A 21,805-nucleotide genomic window follows, 5' to 3' on the forward strand; every position below is an offset into this window, starting at 1 on the left:
GAAAAATGCAAAGGTTATTTCTTTTTCTCTTTATGGAATCATCCACGTTAAATAATATGCTTGAACATACGTCATAATACCAACAATAATTACGAAGAACACCCTATTGTAAAAATAGTTTATGACTTAACATGGGAGTTTAAAAACATCTTCACCACAAAGAGTGTTGAGAATTTCGACCATTGTATTGAGAAAATGAAGAATACTAATATACAAGAGTTTAAGAGCTTTACGAATGGATTAGCCGTGGATATTGAAGCTGTCAGAAATGCGGTAACTTATGAGAATAATAATGGTCTTGCCGAAGGGAGCATAAACAAGTTAAAGCTTATTAAAAGAATCATGTATGGTCGATACAAATTCTCCACATTGCGGACAAAGATTCTACTTTTGGAGAGAATGAGACTTTTCAACTAACTCCGGAAAGAACCATTTTTTACTTGCCAAATACATTCATCAGTCCCGTTTGACAAAGAGCCTTTGTCTCTGCTGCATTTCGCTACAACTGCTACCTGCCATACAACCTGCAATAGAGATAGGTAACAATTTACTATACAAGGAACAAAATTGACCTGCTCCTCCATTTAGTGATTTAACTATCTTTATTATTCAGAGCTAAAACTCAAAGAAAAAGCTCTTACATTTATTTTAATATTATTTCCTTAATATGTTAATTATTTTTGTTGTCTTGTTAGTTAAAGGGGTACTTAGTACAAAAAATAACCGTAGATAGTAGCACGAACACTGTTCTTGTTATAATTATTTTTTTCAGAACGTCTATAATCCTCTTTTAAAAAATATATGTAAATATAATAAAAAACGAATGATTAATAGAAATATTCTACACCACTCGTTTTTTATCGGACTTCTTTTTACTGTACTTTTATTTTCTTTATGAGTTATTAGAAAAATAATTGTCTATATAAGTCTTTATTTTTTCAAAATTCTTTTCCATAAATAAGATTGCTGGTACTTCAATTATTGGAAGATTATTTTCATTATCAAAAGCTGGACACGGTTTGGGAACTACCAAATAGTCAACTGAGTTTTTATCCCTAATATAATTAATTGAAACATCATAATACTTAGAAAAATATTCCTTCAAATCATTCTGATTCCTTAAAAATGGTAGAGAAAATATTGAACCATAATTTATACCAGCGTCGACAATTAATACAAAACATATTTTTTTCATGATACACCCTCCTCTTATAATAAGTTTTAAGTTAATAACTGTTCCTTGAAAATTAAATAGTTTTTATCTTCAAGAGCTACATCAAAAAAATGATGTATGGGTAAAATTTAGTCTTGGATACTGGGGGATTTACCCAGATAATGGAAGTTCAGAAATGGACCCATCGGGAATATGCTTACTCCTCCTGTAGTTCGACCACGTTAAAAGACTGTGACCCAGACCAAAATGCACTGCATACGCACAAGCTGTATCGGTTTCCTTCACTTACCTCTCATAGTGGTGGGAGGGCAGCTTAGATGAAGGCAATCATTGAATACTCATACGCGAGGTTGTGGCTATGTTTTGGACTCTAGGAAGATCCCACAGTATCCAAGCTCATTCCAAATACTATTCAAAGAAAGGAGGTCCTTTCTTTGAGATTATTCGTAGCTATTGATGTAAGCTCTGAAAAACTTGATGTATGTTTTCTTGACAGTCATGACACTGTTTTGAAAGAAATTTGTCTTTCAAACGATGTGAATGGTGCCAACGCCATTAAGGAGAATGTTCTCCATTTTCACCAGTTGTACAACTATAAAAAAATTGTCATTGGCATGGAATCTACTTCCGTCTATAGTTTCCATCCTTCCATGTTCCTAACGGAAGATAAGGATTTGAGGGCTTTAGACGTGGAAGTGGTCGTACAAAATCCAAAAGCCATCCATCGGTATAAAAAACTCTTTGAAGAAGATAAGACCGATAAAATAGATGCTTTCCGTATTGCCGATTTTTTACGAATCGGACGGTATAATAAGTTTCTTATCAAGGAGGAAAAATACGTTGCCCTTCAACGTTTAACACGATCTAGATATCAACTCGTTCACCAGCAAACAGAATGTAAGCAACACTTTCTGAAGAACCTTTACTACAAATGTAATACGTTATCGAAAGAGTTAAATACCTCTGTTTTTGGTGCGACGATGATGGAAATACTCTCAGATTCCCTTTCGTTGGATGAAATCGCAGAAATGGATCTAGAAGCACTCGCTACTCTTCTTCAGAAAAAGGAGAAAGGACGCTTTAGCGACCCGGAAGATTTAGCGAAAACCATCAAGAAAGCCATACGTGACTCCTACCGACTAGGTAAGGTCGTTCAAGACTCTGTGGACGTTGTATTAGCCACTTATGCACGATTGATTCAAACATTGAAAAAACAAATCAAAGAGATAGAAAAAAGCATTACTGCTTTATTCTAAGCCATTCCAGAAGCGAGATATTTAACAAGTGTTCCAGGCATTGGAGTCGTATACGCCGCGGGAATCATTGCGGAAGTTGGACAAATTGAACGCTTTGAGAACGAAGCACAATTGGCCAAATACACCGGTCTTTACTGGAAAAATCGCAATCTGGAAACTTTGAATCGGAACGAACACCCATGACACGAACGGGAAACCAGTATCTTCGTTATTACATGGTTGAAGCTGCCAACTCTGTACAACTTCGTGAAGCTACTTACCGTGCTTATTATTTAAAGAAATATGATGAAGTTCCGAAATACAAACATAAAAGAGCCCTTGTCTAAAGCCGTAACTAGATTCGCTAAATTGTTTTTCAAATATTGAACCAAGCACTTGACTGATTGCTTGTTGAACAACCCTATCCACTACTGTCGGTATTCCCAATTTGCGCATCTTCCATAAAAAGAGCCAGGTCCATAAAAAAATAAGGACCTGGCTCATAAAGACATCATTATGTAAAGCCGTTAACTTCCCTACGCTGGTACGAGCCAGATTAGGTCCAAAGGGTTAAGAAGTTCACGCGCTTCTCTCTCAGCCTACGCATACGTTAGGCACCCCTAGTTTATCACTGATTTAATTTTCAATACCTTTCCATTATACACCATAATTTGGAAAATTCAAAGTTTATTTCTTTTGTTGTTTATGGAATCATCCACGTTAAATAATAAGCCTGAACATAAGTCATAATACCAACAATAATTACGAAGAACAAACTATGCTTCACTGTAAAACGGAACAAATCCGATTCTTTTCCAGCAAGACCAACTGCTGCACAAGCAATCGCAATCGACTGCGGAGAAATCATTTTACCTGTTACACCGCCTGTTGTATTTGCTGCAACAAGAAGCACTTCAGATACGCCGACTTGCTGTGCTGTAATGGCTTGTAAATTCGAGAACAGTGCATTCGCAGACGTATCAGACCCTGTTAAGAATACGCCAATCCAGCCTAAGAAAGGCGAGAAGAACGGGAATAGTCCGCCAGTTCCTGCTAGTGCTAACGCTAACGTAGAAGATAGACCAGAATAGTTTGCGATAAATGCAAACCCTAGTACGAATCCGATTGATAGAATTGGCATTTTTAATTCACTTAACGTTTCTTTAAATGTCACTACTGCATCTTTTACATTCATTTTCAAAATAAACATGGAAATGATACAAGCAATTAAAATCGCCGTTCCGGTTGCTGATAATACATCAAACTTCAGAATTGCCTCGTAAGGCGTTGGTTTATTTACAATCGGCTCTGCTTTCATTACTAGATTATGCAGACCTGGAATTTCAAACTTAAATACAAGACTTGCTAAAGCCCCTCCTGGAGCGAATAATGCCTTAAAGAAACTTTGGCTCCAAATGACTACCATAACCGTTAATACGATAAATGGAGACCATGCTTTTACTACTTTTCCAAACGTTAATTTCGGCATCGATGCTGCTGTCGTTGTTGCTGCTACTTCACTATTTGCTTGCTCGGATTGATAGATTTCTTTCGGCTGCCAAACTTTTAAGAACAGCGCTAAACTAATTAAACTTACAAGTGCCGATGTAATATCCGGAAGTTCCGGCCCTAAAAATGTCGCTGTAATGAACTGCGTAATTGCAAATGAACTACCCGCTACAAGTAACGCAGGCCACGTTTGTCTTATCCCTTTAAATCCATCCATTAAAAATACGATAAAGAATGGAACAAATAATGATAGGAACGGTAATTGATGTCCAGCCATTTGTCCAATTTTATGTGGATCAATACCTGTTACTTGTCCAGCAACTGTAATCGGAATTCCCATCGCTCCGAACGCCACTGGTGCAGTATTTGCAATCAAACAAAGACCTGCTGCGTATAAAGGATTTAACCCAAGACCCGCAAGAAGCGCTGCTGTAATCGCTACTGGTGCTCCAAATCCTGCCGCTCCTTCTAAAAATGCTCCAAATGAAAATCCAATTAAAATAACGAGTAGACGATGATCGTTCGTAATCGATAATACCGATGCACGAATCACATCGAATTGACCTGTTTTTACAGAAATTTTATATAAAAATACCGACATAATGATAATCCAAGCAATCGGCCATAATCCGTATAAGAAACCATATCCGGTCGCTGCCATTGCCATCGTGAACGGCATTTTATAAGCGAATAACGCTACTAAAACTGTAAGTACAACTGTAATAAATCCTGCCACATACCCTTTCATGCGGAAAACTGCTAAAGCTAAGAAAAAAAAGATAATCGGAATAAGTGCGACCGCTGCCGAAATCCAAATGTTTCCGAATGGATCATAAATTTGTGTCCATGTGTTCATTGTTCTCTCCCCCTAAAGAATCCCCTTTTAAATAGAATAACCTCATCAATAGACTATCAGGTCATCATACCTTTAAGCCTAAAATAAAAAAAACGTTTAAGAAAACGTTTTCAACAACTTCCATTTATACTGTACCATAACAATTTCCATTAAAAAAGATTTTTTTGAAAATTTTATCATTTAACAAAAAAATCTTACAAAATCGTCATGTTCCTGTAATGTTCATCGATAGAAAGCTTGCAAAATTTATTGCATAATAATAGTATAACAACGGACATTATTTATGAGGTGATATATATGAATGGAAACAAAATATTAGCTGCTTTATCGTACTTTAGTGTACTATTTGCCCCTATCTTATTCCCAATTATCGTTTGGATTGTGGGGGACGCTGAAACAAAGCCACATGCAAAACGTGCTCTATGGACACACATCATTCCAAGTATTGCTACATTTATCGGCGTAGCCATTTTAGGAATTATGGGCATGGGATCTGAACAAGCAGATATAACACTTGGAATTGGATCAATGATTGTCTTAGCTATTTGCGGAATCATCAGCTTATACTACTTCATCTGGAACATTGTAAAAGGAATTAAAGTACTGAAAGCTTAATTTTAAACAAACGTTTGTTTAAAAAAGGACCCTTGCAAATTGCAAGGGTCCTTTTCCGTTCACTTTATCTTCTGCGTTTCTTCTTTTTTCTCATCATTTTCTTTCGGCGCGTATTCACTTTATCCGCTATAATGTGGAGCGTACTTGCCACAACAATTCCCATTAAGAACGTTACAATTTCAACCTCATGTTTCTTCGCAATTTCTATTAAATTACCATCCAGTGCGATTACATTTAATAGAAATAAAAATGGAGAAAAGACGATTAACATGTACGCAATACGAATCACATCACCAAGTATAATCGTATGCGTAAAGAAAGATCGATGCGGCATTACTTTTTTATAAGGATACCAAAATATACGTAAGAAACCCCATTTGTTATAAGCATTACTGTACGTATCTAAATCCGGTGTTAAAAATGAAGTACCTACTAAAAAACCAATTGCAAAAGTTAATAAAAAATCAAAATTTGTTAATCCATACGAAAAAAGCAAAAACAAAACAACCGGAAGGGATATTAAGTTTATTTTCGTATGCGTTCTTCCTGATGGCATAATGCACTTCCTCGCTTACGTTCGTCCTGTCACCTTATGACAGGTTTCACCTATTGACCTAATTTCTGATCGATAAATGTTGTGTCTATATCCGAACCAAACCATTCTGCCAACTTCACTCGTGCCTTATCTTTCACATCTTCATTGACGTATAACGACACCTGTATTAGTGCGGCCGTTAACGCCCCTAAATCATCCGTATAGCCAATTCCAGCAATGAAATCTGGAATCGCATCAATCGGTGCAATAAAATAAGCAAGTGCTCCAATTACAATAATTTTCACTCGCTTTGGAACATCGGGTCTTTGCAAAACGTAAAACAGTAATAAACTTGTATAAATGACCGACTGCCCTGCTTGCTTTGCAACATGTTTTACTTTCTTCCAAAACGCTTCAACTGAAAATTTTTGTTTCATGTAAAAGCCTCCCTATTTTTAAAAAGAAATAAGCTACAATATGTTATCAGTAAAAGTTCATGGAAATTACACAAAACCTATCAATGAACTTTCATTGTAACAAACAAACCAAAAAAGAACAAGCGTTCGTTAATTTTTACACGATTTCCTTCATATAATAGATTTCTAGATAACCCTTGCCCATCTTCGTTTCTTATTTCTCAACAAAGAAAATTTTCACTTCCACTTAACATTCTGCTCTATCTTTGTTATATTTTCTAGTTGACGGACATATAAACGAATGTTAAAGTTTTCTCTGGTAGTGACAAATCTTATACAAAAAATGTAAAATGTTATAGTGTTTCTCAGAAATGAATTTTGTTGTATAATACAGAAATGACGTTATGCTTATGAGCAACAAAAGAAACCAAAAGGGTATGCATAGTTATAGTCGTATATGGGTGAATATAGAACCTTTAATTATGGCCAAGAAAACTATGTATTTTTTATTTTAGCATTTTTCGCTCCAAAATCGACCAAGCCTGATAGAGAAAGGGTGGAAATGAATGAAAGAAACCTTGAAATCACAATTTCAAAATGTGCGTTTCACTGTATTCGTAGCTTTAGCCTTATGGCTGAAAACTTACATTATTACACGCACAAGCTTTGATTTAAAACTTGAATCTTTCATGCAAGAATTCATTTTATTCCTTAGCCCATTAGCAGCATCATTACTGCTTGTTGGTCTTGCATTATTTGCAAAAGGGAAAAAACGTAACTATATAGCACTAGGAATTAATTTTATCTTAACAATCGTTCTTGTTGGTAACGTAATGTTCTACGGATTCTACAATGACTTCGTTACTTTACCAGTACTCGGACAAACATCTAACTTCGGAAGTTTAGGTTCTAGTGTGAAAGAATTATTTAACTACAAAATTATTCTTGCATTTGCAGACATTATCATATTCTTCGTTCTGTTGAAGAAAATGAAAAACTTTGCACCTACAGAGCGTGTAGCACGCCCGATGCGTTCTCTATACTTCGTATCAACAGTTGCTATTTTCTTCGCAAACTTAGGACTTGCAGAAGCTGAACGCCCAGAACTATTAACACGTTCATTCGACCGCGTTATGCTTGTTAAAAACTTAGGATTATATGTACACCAAGTATACGATCTTGGCTTACAAGCAAAATCAAGTTCACAAAAAGCATTCGCTGACGGTAGTAAATTACAAGAAACAGAAAACTACGTAAAAACAACACAAAGTAAACCAGATCCAAATATGTTCGGTACTGCAAAAGGGAAAAACGTAATTGTTGTCTCTCTTGAATCATTACAAACATTCTTAATTGGTGCCACAGTTAACGGACAAGAAGTTACACCATTCTTAAACCAATTTACGAAAGAAAGTTATTACTTTGATAACTTCTTCCATCAAACTGGTCAAGGTAAAACATCTGATGCTGAATTCCTAGTAGATACTTCGTTATATCCACTAGACCGCGGTGCTGTATTCTTCACACACGGTAACAATGAATATACAGCAACTCCAGAAATTTTACGTCAGCAAGGGTATCACACGTCGGTATTCCACGCAAACAACGCAACATTCTGGAACCGTAACATTATGTATCCAGCACTTGGTTATGATCGTTACTACAACGAGCTTGATTACAAGATTACGCCGGAAACAAAATTAAACTGGGGATTAAAAGATATCGAATACTTCGATCAATCTATTGATATGTTGAAAGAAGTGAAGCAACCATTCTATACTCGCTTCCTTACTTTAACGAATCATTACCCATTCACTTACGATGACAGTACAAAATTAATCGACGAATATAATTCTGGTGATGGAGTATTTGACCGTTACATGGTAACTGCTCGTTACTTAGACGAAGCAATGAAACACTTTATTGAGCGTCTAAAAGCAGAAGGTATTTACGACAACTCAGTAATCGTATTCTACGGTGACCACTACGGTATTTCTGAAAACCATAACCGTGCAATGGCACAGTTCTTAGGAAAAGAAGAAATCACTGCATTTGACCATATGAACTTACAAAAAACACCGATGTTTATTCACGTTCCAGGTCAAAAAGAAGGTAAAACAATTTCGAAACCGACTGGTGAAATTGACATTAAACCAACTATTCTAAACTTACTTGGTGTAGATTCTACAAATGACGTTCGATTCGGTCATGATGTATTCTCACCTGATAATAAAGGATTCGTTGTTCTTCGTGACGGTAGCTTCGTTACAGATAAATACATGTACACAAACAGTACATTCTATGACCGTGCTACTGGCGAAGTTGTACAATTACCGAAAGAAGAATCTCAACCACTAATTGATCGTGCCCAAAATGAATTGAACATGTCTGATAAAATCATTGAAGGTGACTTACTTCGCTTCTCTGAAAGTAATAAGATCAAAACTGGTGAAGTAAAAACAGCTATTAAAGAAGAAAAGAAGAGCGCTGAGTAATCTCAGCCTCTTTTTTTATTTTCTTCCATACAACTACTTATATTCATTAGCTTTAAAATTACATAACCTTTACCAAATATTCACATAGTGTTAATGAAAAATCTCTATAATAAAATATGTAAACAAGGTTCTACATATTTCTTATCTCTCATCTTTCGTAAGATCCCTTAAAGAAATGTGTAAATCTTTTGTTTCTACTTTCTTATAATTGTCTTTCAACATGTTTTGTTTCCATACACAAAGCATTCAACGAGACAATGTCCCTATGAAAGATAGCTACCCTCCTTGTGCAGCATTCCATAAGAATGTTGCTTTTTTTTATTTAAAAGCAGGATTCTCATTCTTATTTTCGAATTTGTATATACAAAATGCTGTAAAGTGAAACTTTAATCAGCCCTCACCAATCGGGCATTTACGGGCATATGTAGAGAATTACTTACATAAAAATTACTATAGTGATTCTTATCTTGCATGAATGAAAGTTTCACGTTACTTACGTACTTACGAAAGGATGGGACGGAAATTGGCATACGAAAAATTTGTACTTTGGAATGATGAAGTTATTGATACAACAAAACAACAAACGTACATAGAACTTGAAGAAAGAGGTTTGCAGTTCGGAGATGGTGTCTACGAGGTTATTCGCCTATATAAAGGGAACTTTCACTTATTAGATCCGCACATAACGAGATTATATCGATCCATGGAAGAAATAGAATTATCGCTCCCTTTCTCAAAAGCTGAACTCATCACTTTACTTTACAAATTAATTGAAAGAAACCATTTCCACGAAGATGGCACAATTTATTTGCAAGTATCTCGCGGTGTACAAGCTCGCACACATATATTTTCATATGACAACCCTCCGACAATTTATGCCTATATTACAAAAAAAGAAAGACCAGCGTTATGGATCGAATATGGTATACGCGCTATATCAGAACCGGATACTCGATGGTTACGCTGTGACATTAAATCATTAAATTTATTACCAAACGTACTAGCTGCTACGAAAGCTGAACGGAAAGGCTGTAAAGAGGCACTTCTCGTAAGGAATGGTATTGTAACGGAAGGAAGTCATTCCAACTTCTTTTTAATTAAAAACGGAACCCTTTACACACATCCAGCCAATCACCTTATTTTAAATGGCATTATTCGTCAATATGTCCTTTCTTTAGCGAATACTCTTCACATACCTGTACAGGAAGAACTTTTCAGCGTTCGTGACGTTTATCAAGCAGATGAATGCTTTTTCACAGGCACAACGATTGAAATTTTACCAATGACCCACCTTGATGGAACCGCGATTCAAGATGGGCAAGTTGGACCTATCACCAAAAAACTGCAAAAATCTTTTAATAAAATCTTGTTACAATCCAATATGTCATCTTCTTAAACACGAATAATTTATGTCCTTTCATATTCAATATATGCATTTAAATGGAAATCAAGGTGTAAATTTATGCCTTGATTTTTTCTTGTAATCTTTTTGTCATATTCAGATTCCCACATAAGCCTTGACAGTAATCGACATGCTCTTTAGAATTTTTAACAGTTGGTAAATATTTCTTCACTACATTACAGACAGAAAGGAATCGACAAATTATGAAAAAGTATCTTGCCGGTCTTGCGGCAGTGTCTGTAGCAGGAGGAGCAGCACCTACACTTGATAGTGTTCAAGCTGCACCTGAACAAAATACACAAAAAGCTGCTACAACTGTCCAAGCTTCTGCGTCAAACAACTCATCTTATACGGTAAACACGAGCGTCTTACATGTTCGTGCGGGATCAAGCACTTCTCACGACATCATCTCACGTGTTTATAACGGTCAATCATTAAACGTGATTGGCGAAGAAAATGGTTGGTTCAAAATTAACATTAACGGAAAAACAGGCTTTGTTAGTGGCGAATTTGTATCAAAAAGTGGAGCAGCAAACAACAATGTAAGCACAGGTGGAAACAATAAAGTTACTGCTGATGTATTACGTGTACGTACAGCTCCTAACACTTCTAGTTCTGTTTCTGGACGTGTATATGCAGGACAAACATTAAACGTAATTGGACAAGAAAATGGTTGGGTGAAAATTAACCATAATGGACAAGTAGGTTATGTAAGTGGCGAATTCGTATCTGGCGTTTCTTCTAATGGGGGTTCTTCAAACAACAATACGAATAATAACAACCAAGAAGTAAAACCAGCAAGCGGAAACTATACAGTAAATGTATCTTCCCTTCGCGTTCGTACAGGTCCTAGCACTTCTCACACAACTGTAGGTTCTGTCAAAAAAGGACAAGTAGTACAAGTTGTCGGCGAAGTTCAAGATTGGTTCAAAATCAATTACGCAGGACAAACTGCTTATATAAGCAAAGACTACGTAACAAAAGGCGGTTCTAACGAAAACGTTACAGAAGGCAACAAACAAGAGCAAAACAATAATAATGGAACTATTCAAACTGGTGGTTCTTACGTAGTTAACGCTACATCTTTACGTGTTCGTACAGGCCCTGCCGCTTACCATAGTGTAATTGGTGGCGTTTTAAACGGTACAACATTAAACGTAGTTGGATCTGAAAACGGTTGGTTTAAAGTAAATTACCAAGGAAAAACAGGCTTTGTTAGTAGCGAATTTGTAAAATTCGTTAAAGGTGGCACTACTACTCCTGAGCAACCAAAACAACCTGAAAAACCTAACCAAGGTGCAATTGGCGACTATTACATTAATGCTTCTGCACTAAATGTACGTAGCGGCGAAGGTACAAATTATAGAATCATAGGCGCACTTCCACAAGGTCAGAAGGTTCAAGTAATCTCTGAAAACTCTGGATGGAGCAAAATTAACTACAACGGTCAAAATGGTTATATCGGAACACGTTACCTATCTAAAACACCAGTTGGAGGCGCAGTAGATAATAAGCCTAACAATAACCAAAATAACAATCAAAACAATAACAACAATAATAATACAGGCAATAATAGTGGCGACAGTTCTTCCGTACTTGCATATGCAAAATCAATGCAAGGTGTACCATACGTTTGGGGCGGAACTTCTGCTAACGGCGTAGACTGCAGTGGCTACATCTACCACGTATTTAAGAAATTTGGTCATAACATTAGCCGTCAAAGTGTTGCGGGATATTGGAGTAGCCTACCACAAACTTCAAATCCACAACCAGGTGACTTAATTTATTTCCAAAACACTTATAAATCAGGTCCTTCTCACATGGGTATTTACCTTGGGGGCGGATCATTTATCCAAGCTGGAGATAAAGGTGTAGCAATCGCTTCATTAAGTAACTCTTATTGGAAGAGCCACTTCTTAGGATACACGAAAGCACCTTAATTAATAGTTTCCAAGCCTTCTAGTTTACTAGAAGGCTTTTTGCTATGAGTTCAACATATTACTCCCTTTCTCCTACCTTCTCTCTATAAAAATAATGTATCCATTCTTCCATTTCATACACTTTATTCTGCAAAAATAATCCATAACGTTATCATAATGTATATATTCTCATAAAAAACATAACCTATTTCATGTCCATTCATTTCATATGTGTTTTTTTGAAGAATTTTCTTTTTATTTAAACTTTTCGTTAGACGTTTGACCTCCGATGTCCATTATGATAAGTTACTTAAGATGTATATTCGCAAAAGTATAGACAACTGGTTTATACACTTTTTTTACTATGAGGAAGGAGCATACACTGCATGAATCTTTTATGGGGAATTGGCGGCGTGATTGGAGTATTAGCAATTGCTTTCTTACTATCTTCCAACCGCAAAGCTATTAATTGGCGCACAATTTTAATTGCGCTAGCATTACAAATGTCATTTTCATTTATCGTATTACGATGGGATGCTGGTAAAGCAGGTTTAAAACACGCTGCTGACGGTGTTCAAGGATTAATTAATTTTTCTTACGAGGGAATTAAGTTCGTTGCTGGGGATTTAGTCAACGCAAAAGGACCTTGGGGATTTGTATTCTTTATTCAAGCACTACTTCCAATCGTATTTATTAGTTCATTAGTAGCAATCTTATATCATTTCGGTATTATGCAGAAATTTGTTAGCGTCGTTGGTGGTGCATTAAGTAAACTTCTTGGCACTTCTAAAGCAGAAAGCTTAAACTCAGTAACGACTGTATTTTTAGGACAAACTGAAGCTCCAATCTTAATTAAACCTTACTTAGCACGCTTAACAAATAGTGAATTCTTCACTATTATGGTAAGCGGTATGACAGCTGTTGCTGGATCCGTTCTTGTCGGCTATGCAGCAATGGGTATTCCGTTAGAGCACTTATTAGCAGCTGCAATTATGGCAGCTCCATCAAGCTTATTAATTGCAAAACTAATCATGCCAGAGACAGAAAAAGTAGATAATAACGTTGAACTTTCTACAGAACGTGAAGATGCAAACGTTATCGATGCAGCTGCACGCGGTGCATCTGAAGGTATGCAACTTGTTATTAACGTAGCAGCAATGTTAATGGCTTTCATCGCATTAATCGCCTTATTAAATGGATTATTAGGATGGGTTGGTTCTTGGTTCGATATTAAACTTAGCCTTGATTTAATCTTCGGTTACTTATTATCACCATTTGCAATCTTAATCGGTGTTTCTCCAGGTGAAGCTGTACAAGCAGCAAGCTTTATCGGTCAAAAACTTGCAATCAACGAATTCGTTGCATACGCAAACTTAGGGCCACACATGGCAGAGTTCTCTGACAAAACAAATCTAATTTTAACATTTGCAATCTGTGGATTCGCAAACTTCTCTTCTATCGCAATTCAATTAGGTGTAACAGGAACTTTAGCTCCTACTCGCCGTAAACAAATTGCACAATTAGGGATTAAAGCAGTTATCGCTGGTACATTAGCGAACTTCTTAAACGCAGCAGTTGCAGGTATGATGTTCCTATAAACTTATATAGAGTCTTCTCTTTCTCCAAGAGAAGACTTTTTTCATGCAATCCAAACGTATTATATATATCTATCAACCACCTTATCCCAAATATAATAACATTATGATACAATAATGTTTAGATCTTTTTATTTTTCTGATGAATGTTGCCCTTCAAAAGAATTTAACGACATAGTCAATTTCTTAATAATTGCGCATACTACAAGTATCTATGGATGAAATAGCTTTAAGGAGGAAAGTTTTGTGAAAGATAAGTTCTATAAAATCCTCTCTATGTGGATTCTACAAATTGTATTTTATTTTACTACTGTACATGTGACGAATTATGAGCATGCGCTCATTTTTACAATAATATACGTAATCGTAAATGTACTATTCTTATTTTTAGCTGACAAAACAGCATTTATTTTCTTCATACTAGGAACCATTATTTCCGTATTTTATTTATTTTATGAAGCATGGCTTCATTTATGGAGTACATCAGATCAATGGCAATATATCATTACCCACTTCCTGATGGCAGCTAACTTCTTCATTGTATACATAACAACTCACCTATTGAAAAAAGTTATTGATGAAAATAAAACTTTGACTGAGCGTGTGAGAACGTTGGAACAATATATTGGAGAATCAAAATTACTAACAAGACAAGAATTCGAGAGACGCCAAGCGTTATTAACGACTGCAATGAATCGTCGTAATGAAACAGGCTTTATTGTTTACTTTGATTTCACTTCCTTTAGTAAATATACGAAGGAAAGTGTTATGGACCGTGTAGCTTCCTTATTAGTTGAAACGGTAAGGAATGATTTTGACCTTGCTGCTGAATATGATAATAATACACTAGTTATTTTATTACAAAACACAAATGAAGCTGGTGCTGACATTGTAATGAACCGCCTAAAGCCAAAAATGGAGCAATGGCTTGCAGCTGAAGCAATCCGAGATATAAAAATTTCACGCGAGCAAATTGGAAACAAAGGACAGACATTGTTATGATGACTCTCGTTATACTTCTTTTATTTCTTCTGTTTTGTGTACTCGTTTTTTGGATCAGTATCACATTTTCAATTAAATATGTTCTTATTTTTACGGCCTTTCTATTCTCTGGCTTACTCATTTACTACTCTTTCTTAACAATCGCGGGCTTAATTCACCGAAATAGTAAACGAAAAGATCGTACACTAGAACATTATCCGAGCGTTGATATTTTCATACCTGCTCATAATGAAGGGGTCGTTATTAAAGATACTTTAGAGGCGATGGCGAAGATTGAATATCCAGGAAAGCTAACCATTTATTTATTAAATGATAACTCTCAAGATGAAACACCTGAAATCGGCGATGATTTCGACAAAGCTTATGCCCACATTCGTCACATTCGTGTTCCATCCGGTGAACCGAAGGGTAAATCACGCGTATTAAACTACGGCCTTAGTATTTCAGATGGTGAATACTTCTGTGTGTACGATGCAGATAACCAACCTGAACCACACGCACTGCGAATGCTTGTAGAGCACGCTGAAACAACTGAAGATGCTGTTGGAGCAGTTGGACATGTTCGTACAGTAAACGAAAAAAGAAACTGGCTGACGCGAATGATTTCGCTAGAATTTCAAATCTTCCAGCTCCTTATGCAATCTGGACGCTGGTTACTATTCCAAACAGGCTCACTGACAGGAACAAACATGCTTCTTCGTCGCTCTGCACTAGAAGAGCTTGGTGGCTATGACCCTTATGCAATTGCAGAAGATGCCGAATTAACATTACGAATTACACAAAAAGGTTATCTCTTACCAATCGTCCCAGAATCAGTTACTTGGGAACAAGAACCAGAGCATTTAAAAATCCTTATTAAACAACGTACACGTTGGCTCCAAGGGAATTTATACATTTTAGAGAAAATGTTCTCGTCATTAAGCTTCTTTAAAGGAAAACTGCTCGTTCATTCCTTACAACAAGTTCTAGTGTATGTTGTATTTTGGCTATTCCTAATCATTTCGAACGTTTGGTTTGTAATTGGGCTACTCGGGATATTCCAAATTCAATATAGCATTCCGCTACTATTTATGTGGTATGTCGCATATATTACATATGTTTCTCAATTATTTAGTGCCCAGAGTGTCGAACGAACCTTTACACCGACTAATATTTTTATTAGCGTTATTATGTACTTTACGTACGCACAGCTCTTTACGTACTTATTTATTCGTAGCTTAATCTTATACTTACGTGCAAAGAGCAAGAAACAAGTCATTGGCTGGGATAAGACAGTTCGATTCAAAAAAGATAAATAATAACAATAAGCACAGAGCGCCGTATGCTCTGTGCTTATTTATTGCCGTATAAATTATATATCAGACAATACCCCTTAGCTGAAAGTAATTTCACGTCCATCCCCCAACGAACGATCGACCTTCATTTATATACGAAAAAGTGATTGCTATTTTTGTAGAACCAATTGCTTCTCTTGCTGTTCTTTGCGCGTTTCAGTCTTAGGTTCCGTGCTTTCTTGGACACTACGATGTGCCACACGTTTCAAACAAATATGCTTCCACTTTCTTTCGTAACGTTTCATTATTCTAGATGTCCCCCTTGAATGCGCTTTAAAACTATTTGAAATCGCTTACAGGAAATAATATAGCACATATATATAAACGTGACAACACATTTCCGACATATTTTTGACAAAAATACGAATAGAATTCGTAAGGTATCGAATATTGTCGAAACCTATCGTTTTTTCTTCGTATAAAAGGCATACTACTTATATGGTAAAGTATTTTATTTCCCCTACCCGCATTTCAAATTCCTTCTATATAAAGTGAAACTTTCATTAGCCATCACCAATCGGGCTTTTACAAGCAGCTCGATTTATTTGCTTTTGCTGAATTTTGAGGTGGGGTTCTTACTGCTCAGCAAATAGAGGGATAAAAAAAGAGCTGATATGAAATCAGCTCTTTTCCTTCTATTATTAATGACGCTTCATACGTCCTTCTTTTTGTAACTCTTTAAATAATGCTGCCATCATAAAGAAAATAACAAAGACGAACGGGAATGCTGCAATGATAGCTGCCGTTTGTAAGGCTTCTAATCCGCCAATATATAATAGCGTAGAAGCTATCGCGGCTAGAACGATACCCCAAATCATTTTAATACGATTTGGTGGGTTTAAACTACCATGTGTCGTTAACATCCCTAAAACGAATGTTGCAGAGTCTGCAGATGTAATAAAGAATGTTGCAATAAGTAAAATACCTAAAACCGATAAAGCTGATCCAAAGCTGCCCATCTGATCGAACATAGCGAATAATCCTACTTCTGTTCCCATTTCTTTCACTTTGTCGAAGATATGTGCATCACCAAACAGCTCCATATGAATACCAGTACCGCCGAACACAGAGAACCAAAGTGCACCAATTACGGTCGGCACAAGTAACACACCGATAACAAACTCACGAATCGTACGACCTCGTGAAACACGAGCAATAAACGTACCTACGAATGGTGACCATGCAATCCACCATGCCCAATAGAAAATTGTCCACGATTGAATCCATTGGTTTCCACCTTCGTCTAATGGACTTAAACGGAAGCTCATGCTTGGTAATTCCTGAATATAAGAACCGATTGTTGAAGTGAAGTAATTCATAATAAAGTTTGTTGGACCCGTAAATAATACAATGATCATAAGTGCAAACGCAAAAATAATATTCGTATTACTTAAATATTTAATTCCTTTATCAAGACCTGTTTGCGCAGATAACATAAATAATACTGTTACGATTGCAATAATAACTAACTGAGTCGTTAATGAGTTCGGGATAGATGTTAAATAACTAACACCACCTGCAATTTGTTTTGCACCGAGACCTAATGATGTTGCAACACCAAACACAGTTGCGAAAACAGCTAACACATCAAATGAATGAGCAATACGCCCGTGTTCCCCGCCCTTAAATAACGGACCTACTGTCGCACTAATCGTACTTGCTTTTCCTTTTCTAAAGGTAAAGTAAGCAATACATAACGCTACAAACGCATATAGTCCCCAAGGATGTAATCCCCAATGGAAAAATGAAAAACGCAGTGCAAGGCGTGCACTTTCCTCAGTTGCACCTTCTCCAAATGGAGGTGCGTATAAATGGTTTAATGGTTCGGCAACGCCCCAGAAAACTAAGCCAATACCCATACCAGCACTAAATAACATAGCAAACCATGTCATATAACTATAATCAGGTTCGTCATCATCTTTACCTAAACGAATAGAACCGTATTTCGAAACAATTAAAAAGATAGATACACCTAAAATAATAGAAACGGAAATAATATAAAACCATCCAAACTTACTAACTAATGCAGTTTGAATTGCGGTTGTTACATTTCCTAAGCTACCTTTTCCAATAATAGATTCGGGAATAATCCCCCAAATTGTAAATGCAATACATAATGTTAATGAAACGATGAATGTTTTTGTCAGTTTCCTCATCAAATCCCCCTTCGTAGGTTTCGTTTTTGTAAATAACATAAATTCCGATATGTAAAATCGGATAGAAAACTATAATTTTGCGGTGATTTTCTTACTTTCACCTTCACCAATTCGAATTCTTATGGACAGCCTTACCTTTCGTATAACCTTTTCACTCTGCAAGAGCTACAAGTTAGAAATACTGCTGTCAAATTGTGTGAGAAAAACGCGGATAGGAATGTATTTTCCTAAAAAAGGATGTGTTACATATGTAAAAAAGGGCAAAGTTCTTCCTTGCAACCCTTTCGTTTTGTAACAATTATGCGGTTTTTTTGCTAGTATATAGCACGTGTTTATAGCTTCACAAACAAAATGTTTATGTTTATATAACTATATTACCCATAAAACGGTAAAATACTCAAGGAATGTAATCGTTTAGTAAACATCATGTAACATTCCTGTAATATTCTTATTTACGTCGAAAAAAACATGTTGTATTAAATATTTTGAATATAACTAGAAACCTATGAGACATATAGAATGAAAAACGCTTTCCTATATTTTTTGTTATATTACAGGATGTTAACGACTTATTACGAATGGTTTGTAATTGTGTGTTTTCCCCAAATCCGAAAAAATCTGTTGCTATAATGAGGACACGAAAACAAACGCAATGGAGGCTATCATGAAAAAATTAATTGGTATAGCAACAGCAGCAGTTTTTGGTCTTGGGATTTTCACATCATCTGCTAATGCAGAAACTGTTGTAACAACAGACGTACTAAACGTACGCGAAAACCCTACTACTGAATCAAAAGTTGTCGGTAAATTACTAAACGGTAATAAGATAGATGTTCAAAATACAGAGAACGGATGGTCAAAAGTTACTTTAGACGGTAAAGACGCATTCGTAAGTGCAGAGTTCACAAAAAGCATCTACTACGTAACAGCTAACGTATTAAACGTACGTGCTGAAGCGAACACAAACTCAGAAATTCTTGGAAAGTTGAAGAAAGACGATGTAATCGAAACAACGAACCAAGTACAAAATGAGTGGTTACAATTTGAATATAACGGGAAAACAGCTTATGTTCATGTTCCTTTCTTAACAGGTACAGCACCTGTAATTGAGAAACAAGAAACGACTGTTCCTGCTAAAGCTGAAGCACCAGCTAAGGCTCAAGCACCTGCAGCACAAGCAAAACCAGCTGCTAAGCCTGCTGTGAAAGCTGCTGAAACTAGCACACCATCTGGTGGTCGTGAGTTAACAGTTGTAGCTACAGCATATACAGCTCACCCGAGCGAAAACGGTGGCACATATGGCGGCCGTGTATTAACTGCAATGGGTCATGATTTAACTGCGAATCCAAACATGAAAATGATCGCTGTTGACCCGAAAGTAATCCCATTAGGATCTAAAGTATGGGTAGAAGGTTACGGAGAAGCTATCGCTGGAGATACTGGTGGTGCAATTAAAGGTAACCGTATCGACATCTTACTTGGATCAGATAGCGCTGCTCAAAAATGGGGACGCAAAACTGTTAAAGTGAAAATTTTAAAATAACCAATGACTGCTAAATTACAAGCCGGTTCTCTTTATTGAGAGCTGGCTTTTATTTATTTATAATACATATAAGGAGGCTATGCCCATGAATGTACAAGCAAAAGTAGACTGGATTGGTACGCCAAAGCCGTACATATATAAAGATGAAGTAACATATAACGCTACTTCTATTGATTTCTCACTCGCTGGCGATGATAATCGCTATAAGTTAATTGTGCTCAAGTCTGAAAACAATACACATTACAAAATTGTGCAATATGGAATAAAACCAGGCTCTCAAAAACCATTTCCTATCGACATTCCATTTGAACAAAATATGTTGCCAATTATAGAGCAAATATTACATGATTCGTATGTACAAGCGATATTAAAGGAAACGCACTCATAATCGTAAAAAAAGATATCACCTCGCCGGATTTTTCGGCTAAGTGATATCCTTTTTATTTTCCCTTCGTGAACACAATTTAAGAAAAATATATCAACGATTTTCCGAATATATCTATCATAAATCGCAATATATCAACGATTTTTCAATTATATCTATCATAACTTACGATATATCAACGGTTTGACACGAAATATTGATTTAGCTACAAAATAAAGAGGCTGTTCAAATATTGAACAGCCTCTCTCATATTAACGAGTTGGACCAGATACATCTTCTGATTTCAACGTATTATTTGCACCAAGAGAATGATACAACATCTTTCCATTTCCATTCACAGTTACAATATGTTCGTTATTAAAACTTTTGAACTTCACAGATCCATCACCGTAACGAATATGGTACTCTTCATATGTCGTTACTTTATATTTCGTATCACTTTGACGCTCTACATTACGAACTTCCATCGTTAATAAATCTTCTGTAATTCCTTTTTTGTGTAAATACTGTATATAATCACGGTCTTCCTTATACGATTTCCCGCTCTTATCATAATTATTTTCAATTAAACTAAAATCATTTAATGAAATTGCACGTACATTATCATAAATATGATTTTTTACAAAGTCGCCCACTGCTGAATTTGATGTTTCTTTCGGGAATTTTAAGTAATACGTGCTTTGGTCTCCAATTTTAACACTTTCAGATTTCATCACACCAAAATCAGTAGTTTTCTCTAAATGTACTTCTACTGTTTCATCTGTGGATACAGGGCCAAGCTTATAACTTCCATAATTTAATTTTCCACGTTTTTTCCCGTTCACAAATACAGTTGCATCACTTTCATCAGAAGAAATGCTTACATACTTGCCTTCAAGCGATAAATCAATTTTCACTTTCTCGCTCTGCTCATCCGCTAAATCTACTTCTTTCTCTGTTTCTAATTCAGTAAGTTCTGTCTTCGCCGTTGCCTTTACAACATATGTACCTGGGAAGTATGGCCCCAACTCTTTCGAATTTTTATCACTAGAAAGCTCTGTTTCTTTTTTGTCATTCACATATATTTCTGCATTCTTTGCAGTTGTACTTACGCTCATATAATAAGATTTCATGCTGAACTTATACTTTGGATATAAGAACCACTCTTTTCCCTCTTCTACTATTTCCCCATCTTTAAATGCAGGTTTATCTTTTGTTAACTTTTGATCTACTGTCTCTTTTTGTAAATAAGATAACAATTGTTTGTTGTAAGAAGGATTCTCTTTTAAATAACGCATGTACGCTTTAATATCCTCTGTCTTAATCTTTAAGCTTGAATCATTTGCTTTCACAAACTCATCAATTGCGTTAATATCTTTCTTTTGGAATGCTTCAATCATTACATTTACTTGCTTTTCTTTTGAAAACTTATATGCTCCAAATTTATATGCCCCAAATAATAAAATAACAATAATAGCTAAACCAATGATTAAAAATACATTTTTCTTACTTTTCACTGGTTTTGTCTCGCTTTGTAATTCTGTATATGAAGCAGCAGTGTTATCAACGATTACTTCTACTTTACTCCCACACTCAGGACAAAAGTTCAAATGGTCTGCAACGTTCTTTTTACATGTTCCACAAAACTTCAACGT

General features: G+C 36.0%; 16 protein-coding genes, 2 pseudogenes and 1 riboswitch. Of the genes and pseudogenes, 11 read left to right on the forward strand and 7 right to left on the reverse strand.

Features of this window, described 5'->3' with window-relative positions:
• Positions 1 to 60: 60 nt before the first annotated feature.
• Positions 61 to 417, forward strand: a complete 357-nt coding sequence (locus H6481_RS24295; RefSeq protein WP_176524305.1) for a transposase — start codon at positions 61 to 63, stop codon at positions 415 to 417.
• A 475-nt stretch (positions 418 to 892) separates the two neighbouring features.
• On the opposite strand, the gene H6481_RS24300 is transcribed toward H6481_RS24295, so the two are convergent.
• A complete protein-coding gene (locus H6481_RS24300; protein ID WP_089171997.1) occupies positions 893 to 1,195 on the reverse strand; it encodes a hypothetical protein in 303 nt (100 codons plus the stop codon).
• Between the two features lie 413 nt (positions 1,196 to 1,608).
• Here H6481_RS24300 and H6481_RS24305 point away from each other — a divergent pair.
• Positions 1,609 to 2,753 (forward strand): annotated as a pseudogene (locus H6481_RS24305) (IS110 family transposase); the annotation flags it as partial.
• Here the strand turns inward: H6481_RS24305 and H6481_RS28995 are convergent.
• Both H6481_RS28995 and lldP read right to left on the reverse strand, forming a co-directional pair.
• Positions 2,752 to 2,868 (reverse strand): annotated as a pseudogene (locus H6481_RS28995) (Retron-type RNA-directed DNA polymerase); the annotation flags it as partial. The pseudogenes H6481_RS24305 and H6481_RS28995 overlap by 2 nt on opposite strands.
• Positions 2,869 to 2,925: 57 nt before the next feature.
• Positions 2,926 to 3,041, reverse strand: a riboswitch (TPP riboswitch).
• A 71-nt stretch (positions 3,042 to 3,112) separates the two neighbouring features.
• Complete coding sequence (gene lldP / locus H6481_RS24310; protein ID WP_071731479.1) at positions 3,113 to 4,774, reverse strand: L-lactate permease; 1,662 nt, start codon at positions 4,772 to 4,774, stop codon at positions 3,113 to 3,115.
• 297 nt (positions 4,775 to 5,071) lie between these two features.
• On the opposite strand from lldP, the gene H6481_RS24315 reads away from it, so the two are divergent.
• Positions 5,072 to 5,389, forward strand: coding sequence for a DUF4870 domain-containing protein (locus H6481_RS24315; protein ID WP_053563349.1), 318 nt, complete (start codon positions 5,072 to 5,074; stop codon positions 5,387 to 5,389).
• 64 nt (positions 5,390 to 5,453) lie between these two features.
• Here the strand turns inward: H6481_RS24315 and H6481_RS24320 are convergent, their stop codons facing one another.
• Both H6481_RS24320 and H6481_RS24325 read right to left on the reverse strand, forming a co-directional pair.
• On the reverse strand, positions 5,454 to 5,945 hold the full coding sequence (locus H6481_RS24320; RefSeq protein WP_001139059.1) for a metal-binding protein: 492 nt from the start codon (positions 5,943 to 5,945) through the stop codon (positions 5,454 to 5,456).
• Between the two features lie 50 nt (positions 5,946 to 5,995).
• Positions 5,996 to 6,361, reverse strand: coding sequence for a YkvA family protein (locus H6481_RS24325; RefSeq protein WP_000810378.1), 366 nt, complete (start codon positions 6,359 to 6,361; stop codon positions 5,996 to 5,998).
• A gap of 545 nt (positions 6,362 to 6,906) precedes the next feature.
• Here H6481_RS24325 and H6481_RS24330 point away from each other — a divergent pair.
• The 6 genes from H6481_RS24330 (at position 6,907) to H6481_RS24355 (ending at position 16,051) form a co-directional block, all read left to right on the forward strand.
• Entirely contained in the window at positions 6,907 to 8,835 is a 1,929-nt protein-coding gene (locus H6481_RS24330) for an LTA synthase family protein (protein WP_000665343.1), read from the forward strand.
• Between the two features lie 511 nt (positions 8,836 to 9,346).
• Positions 9,347 to 10,231 (forward strand): D-amino-acid transaminase, encoded by an 885-nt coding sequence (locus tag H6481_RS24335; RefSeq protein ID WP_075717958.1) that lies wholly within the window; start codon positions 9,347 to 9,349, stop codon positions 10,229 to 10,231.
• Between the two features lie 209 nt (positions 10,232 to 10,440).
• On the forward strand, positions 10,441 to 12,177 hold the full coding sequence (locus tag H6481_RS24340; protein WP_182813405.1) for an SH3 domain-containing protein: 1,737 nt from the start codon (positions 10,441 to 10,443) through the stop codon (positions 12,175 to 12,177).
• A 365-nt stretch (positions 12,178 to 12,542) separates the two neighbouring features.
• Entirely contained in the window at positions 12,543 to 13,754 is a 1,212-nt protein-coding gene (locus H6481_RS24345; RefSeq protein WP_001051020.1) for a NupC/NupG family nucleoside CNT transporter, read from the forward strand.
• Positions 13,755 to 13,997: 243 nt separating this feature from the next.
• Positions 13,998 to 14,753 carry a dGTP triphosphohydrolase gene (locus H6481_RS24350; protein ID WP_182813407.1) on the forward strand — a complete coding sequence of 252 codons (756 nt, stop codon included), beginning with the start codon at positions 13,998 to 14,000 and terminating at the stop codon, positions 14,751 to 14,753.
• Positions 14,750 to 16,051 (forward strand): glycosyltransferase, encoded by a 1,302-nt coding sequence (locus tag H6481_RS24355; RefSeq protein WP_182813409.1) that lies wholly within the window; start codon positions 14,750 to 14,752, stop codon positions 16,049 to 16,051. Before H6481_RS24350 ends, H6481_RS24355 begins: the two co-directional genes overlap by 4 nt.
• A 677-nt stretch (positions 16,052 to 16,728) precedes the next feature.
• Here H6481_RS24355 and opuD read toward each other — a convergent pair.
• Complete coding sequence (gene opuD / locus H6481_RS24360; RefSeq protein WP_071731476.1) at positions 16,729 to 18,243, reverse strand: glycine betaine transporter OpuD; 1,515 nt, start codon at positions 18,241 to 18,243, stop codon at positions 16,729 to 16,731.
• Between the two features lie 664 nt (positions 18,244 to 18,907).
• On the opposite strand from opuD, the gene H6481_RS24365 reads away from it, so the two are divergent.
• Together H6481_RS24365 and H6481_RS24370 are read left to right on the forward strand one after the other, a co-directional pair.
• On the forward strand, positions 18,908 to 19,786 hold the full coding sequence (locus H6481_RS24365) for a cell wall-binding protein EntA (protein ID WP_000733343.1): 879 nt from the start codon (positions 18,908 to 18,910) through the stop codon (positions 19,784 to 19,786).
• An 85-nt stretch (positions 19,787 to 19,871) separates the two neighbouring features.
• Entirely contained in the window at positions 19,872 to 20,174 is a 303-nt protein-coding gene (locus tag H6481_RS24370) for a DUF3910 family protein (RefSeq protein ID WP_001102541.1), read from the forward strand.
• 248 nt (positions 20,175 to 20,422) lie between these two features.
• Here H6481_RS24370 and H6481_RS24375 read toward each other — a convergent pair whose 3' ends face one another.
• Complete coding sequence (locus H6481_RS24375; protein WP_023523521.1) at positions 20,423 to 21,802, reverse strand: TcaA protein; 1,380 nt, start codon at positions 21,800 to 21,802, stop codon at positions 20,423 to 20,425.
• Between the last annotated feature and the right edge of the window lie 3 nt (positions 21,803 to 21,805).

Origin of the sequence: Bacillus sp. ME78 (assembly GCF_903970865.1) — a bacterium.
In the GTDB taxonomy this organism is placed as follows: domain Bacteria; phylum Bacillota; class Bacilli; order Bacillales; family Bacillaceae_G; genus Bacillus_A; species Bacillus_A cereus.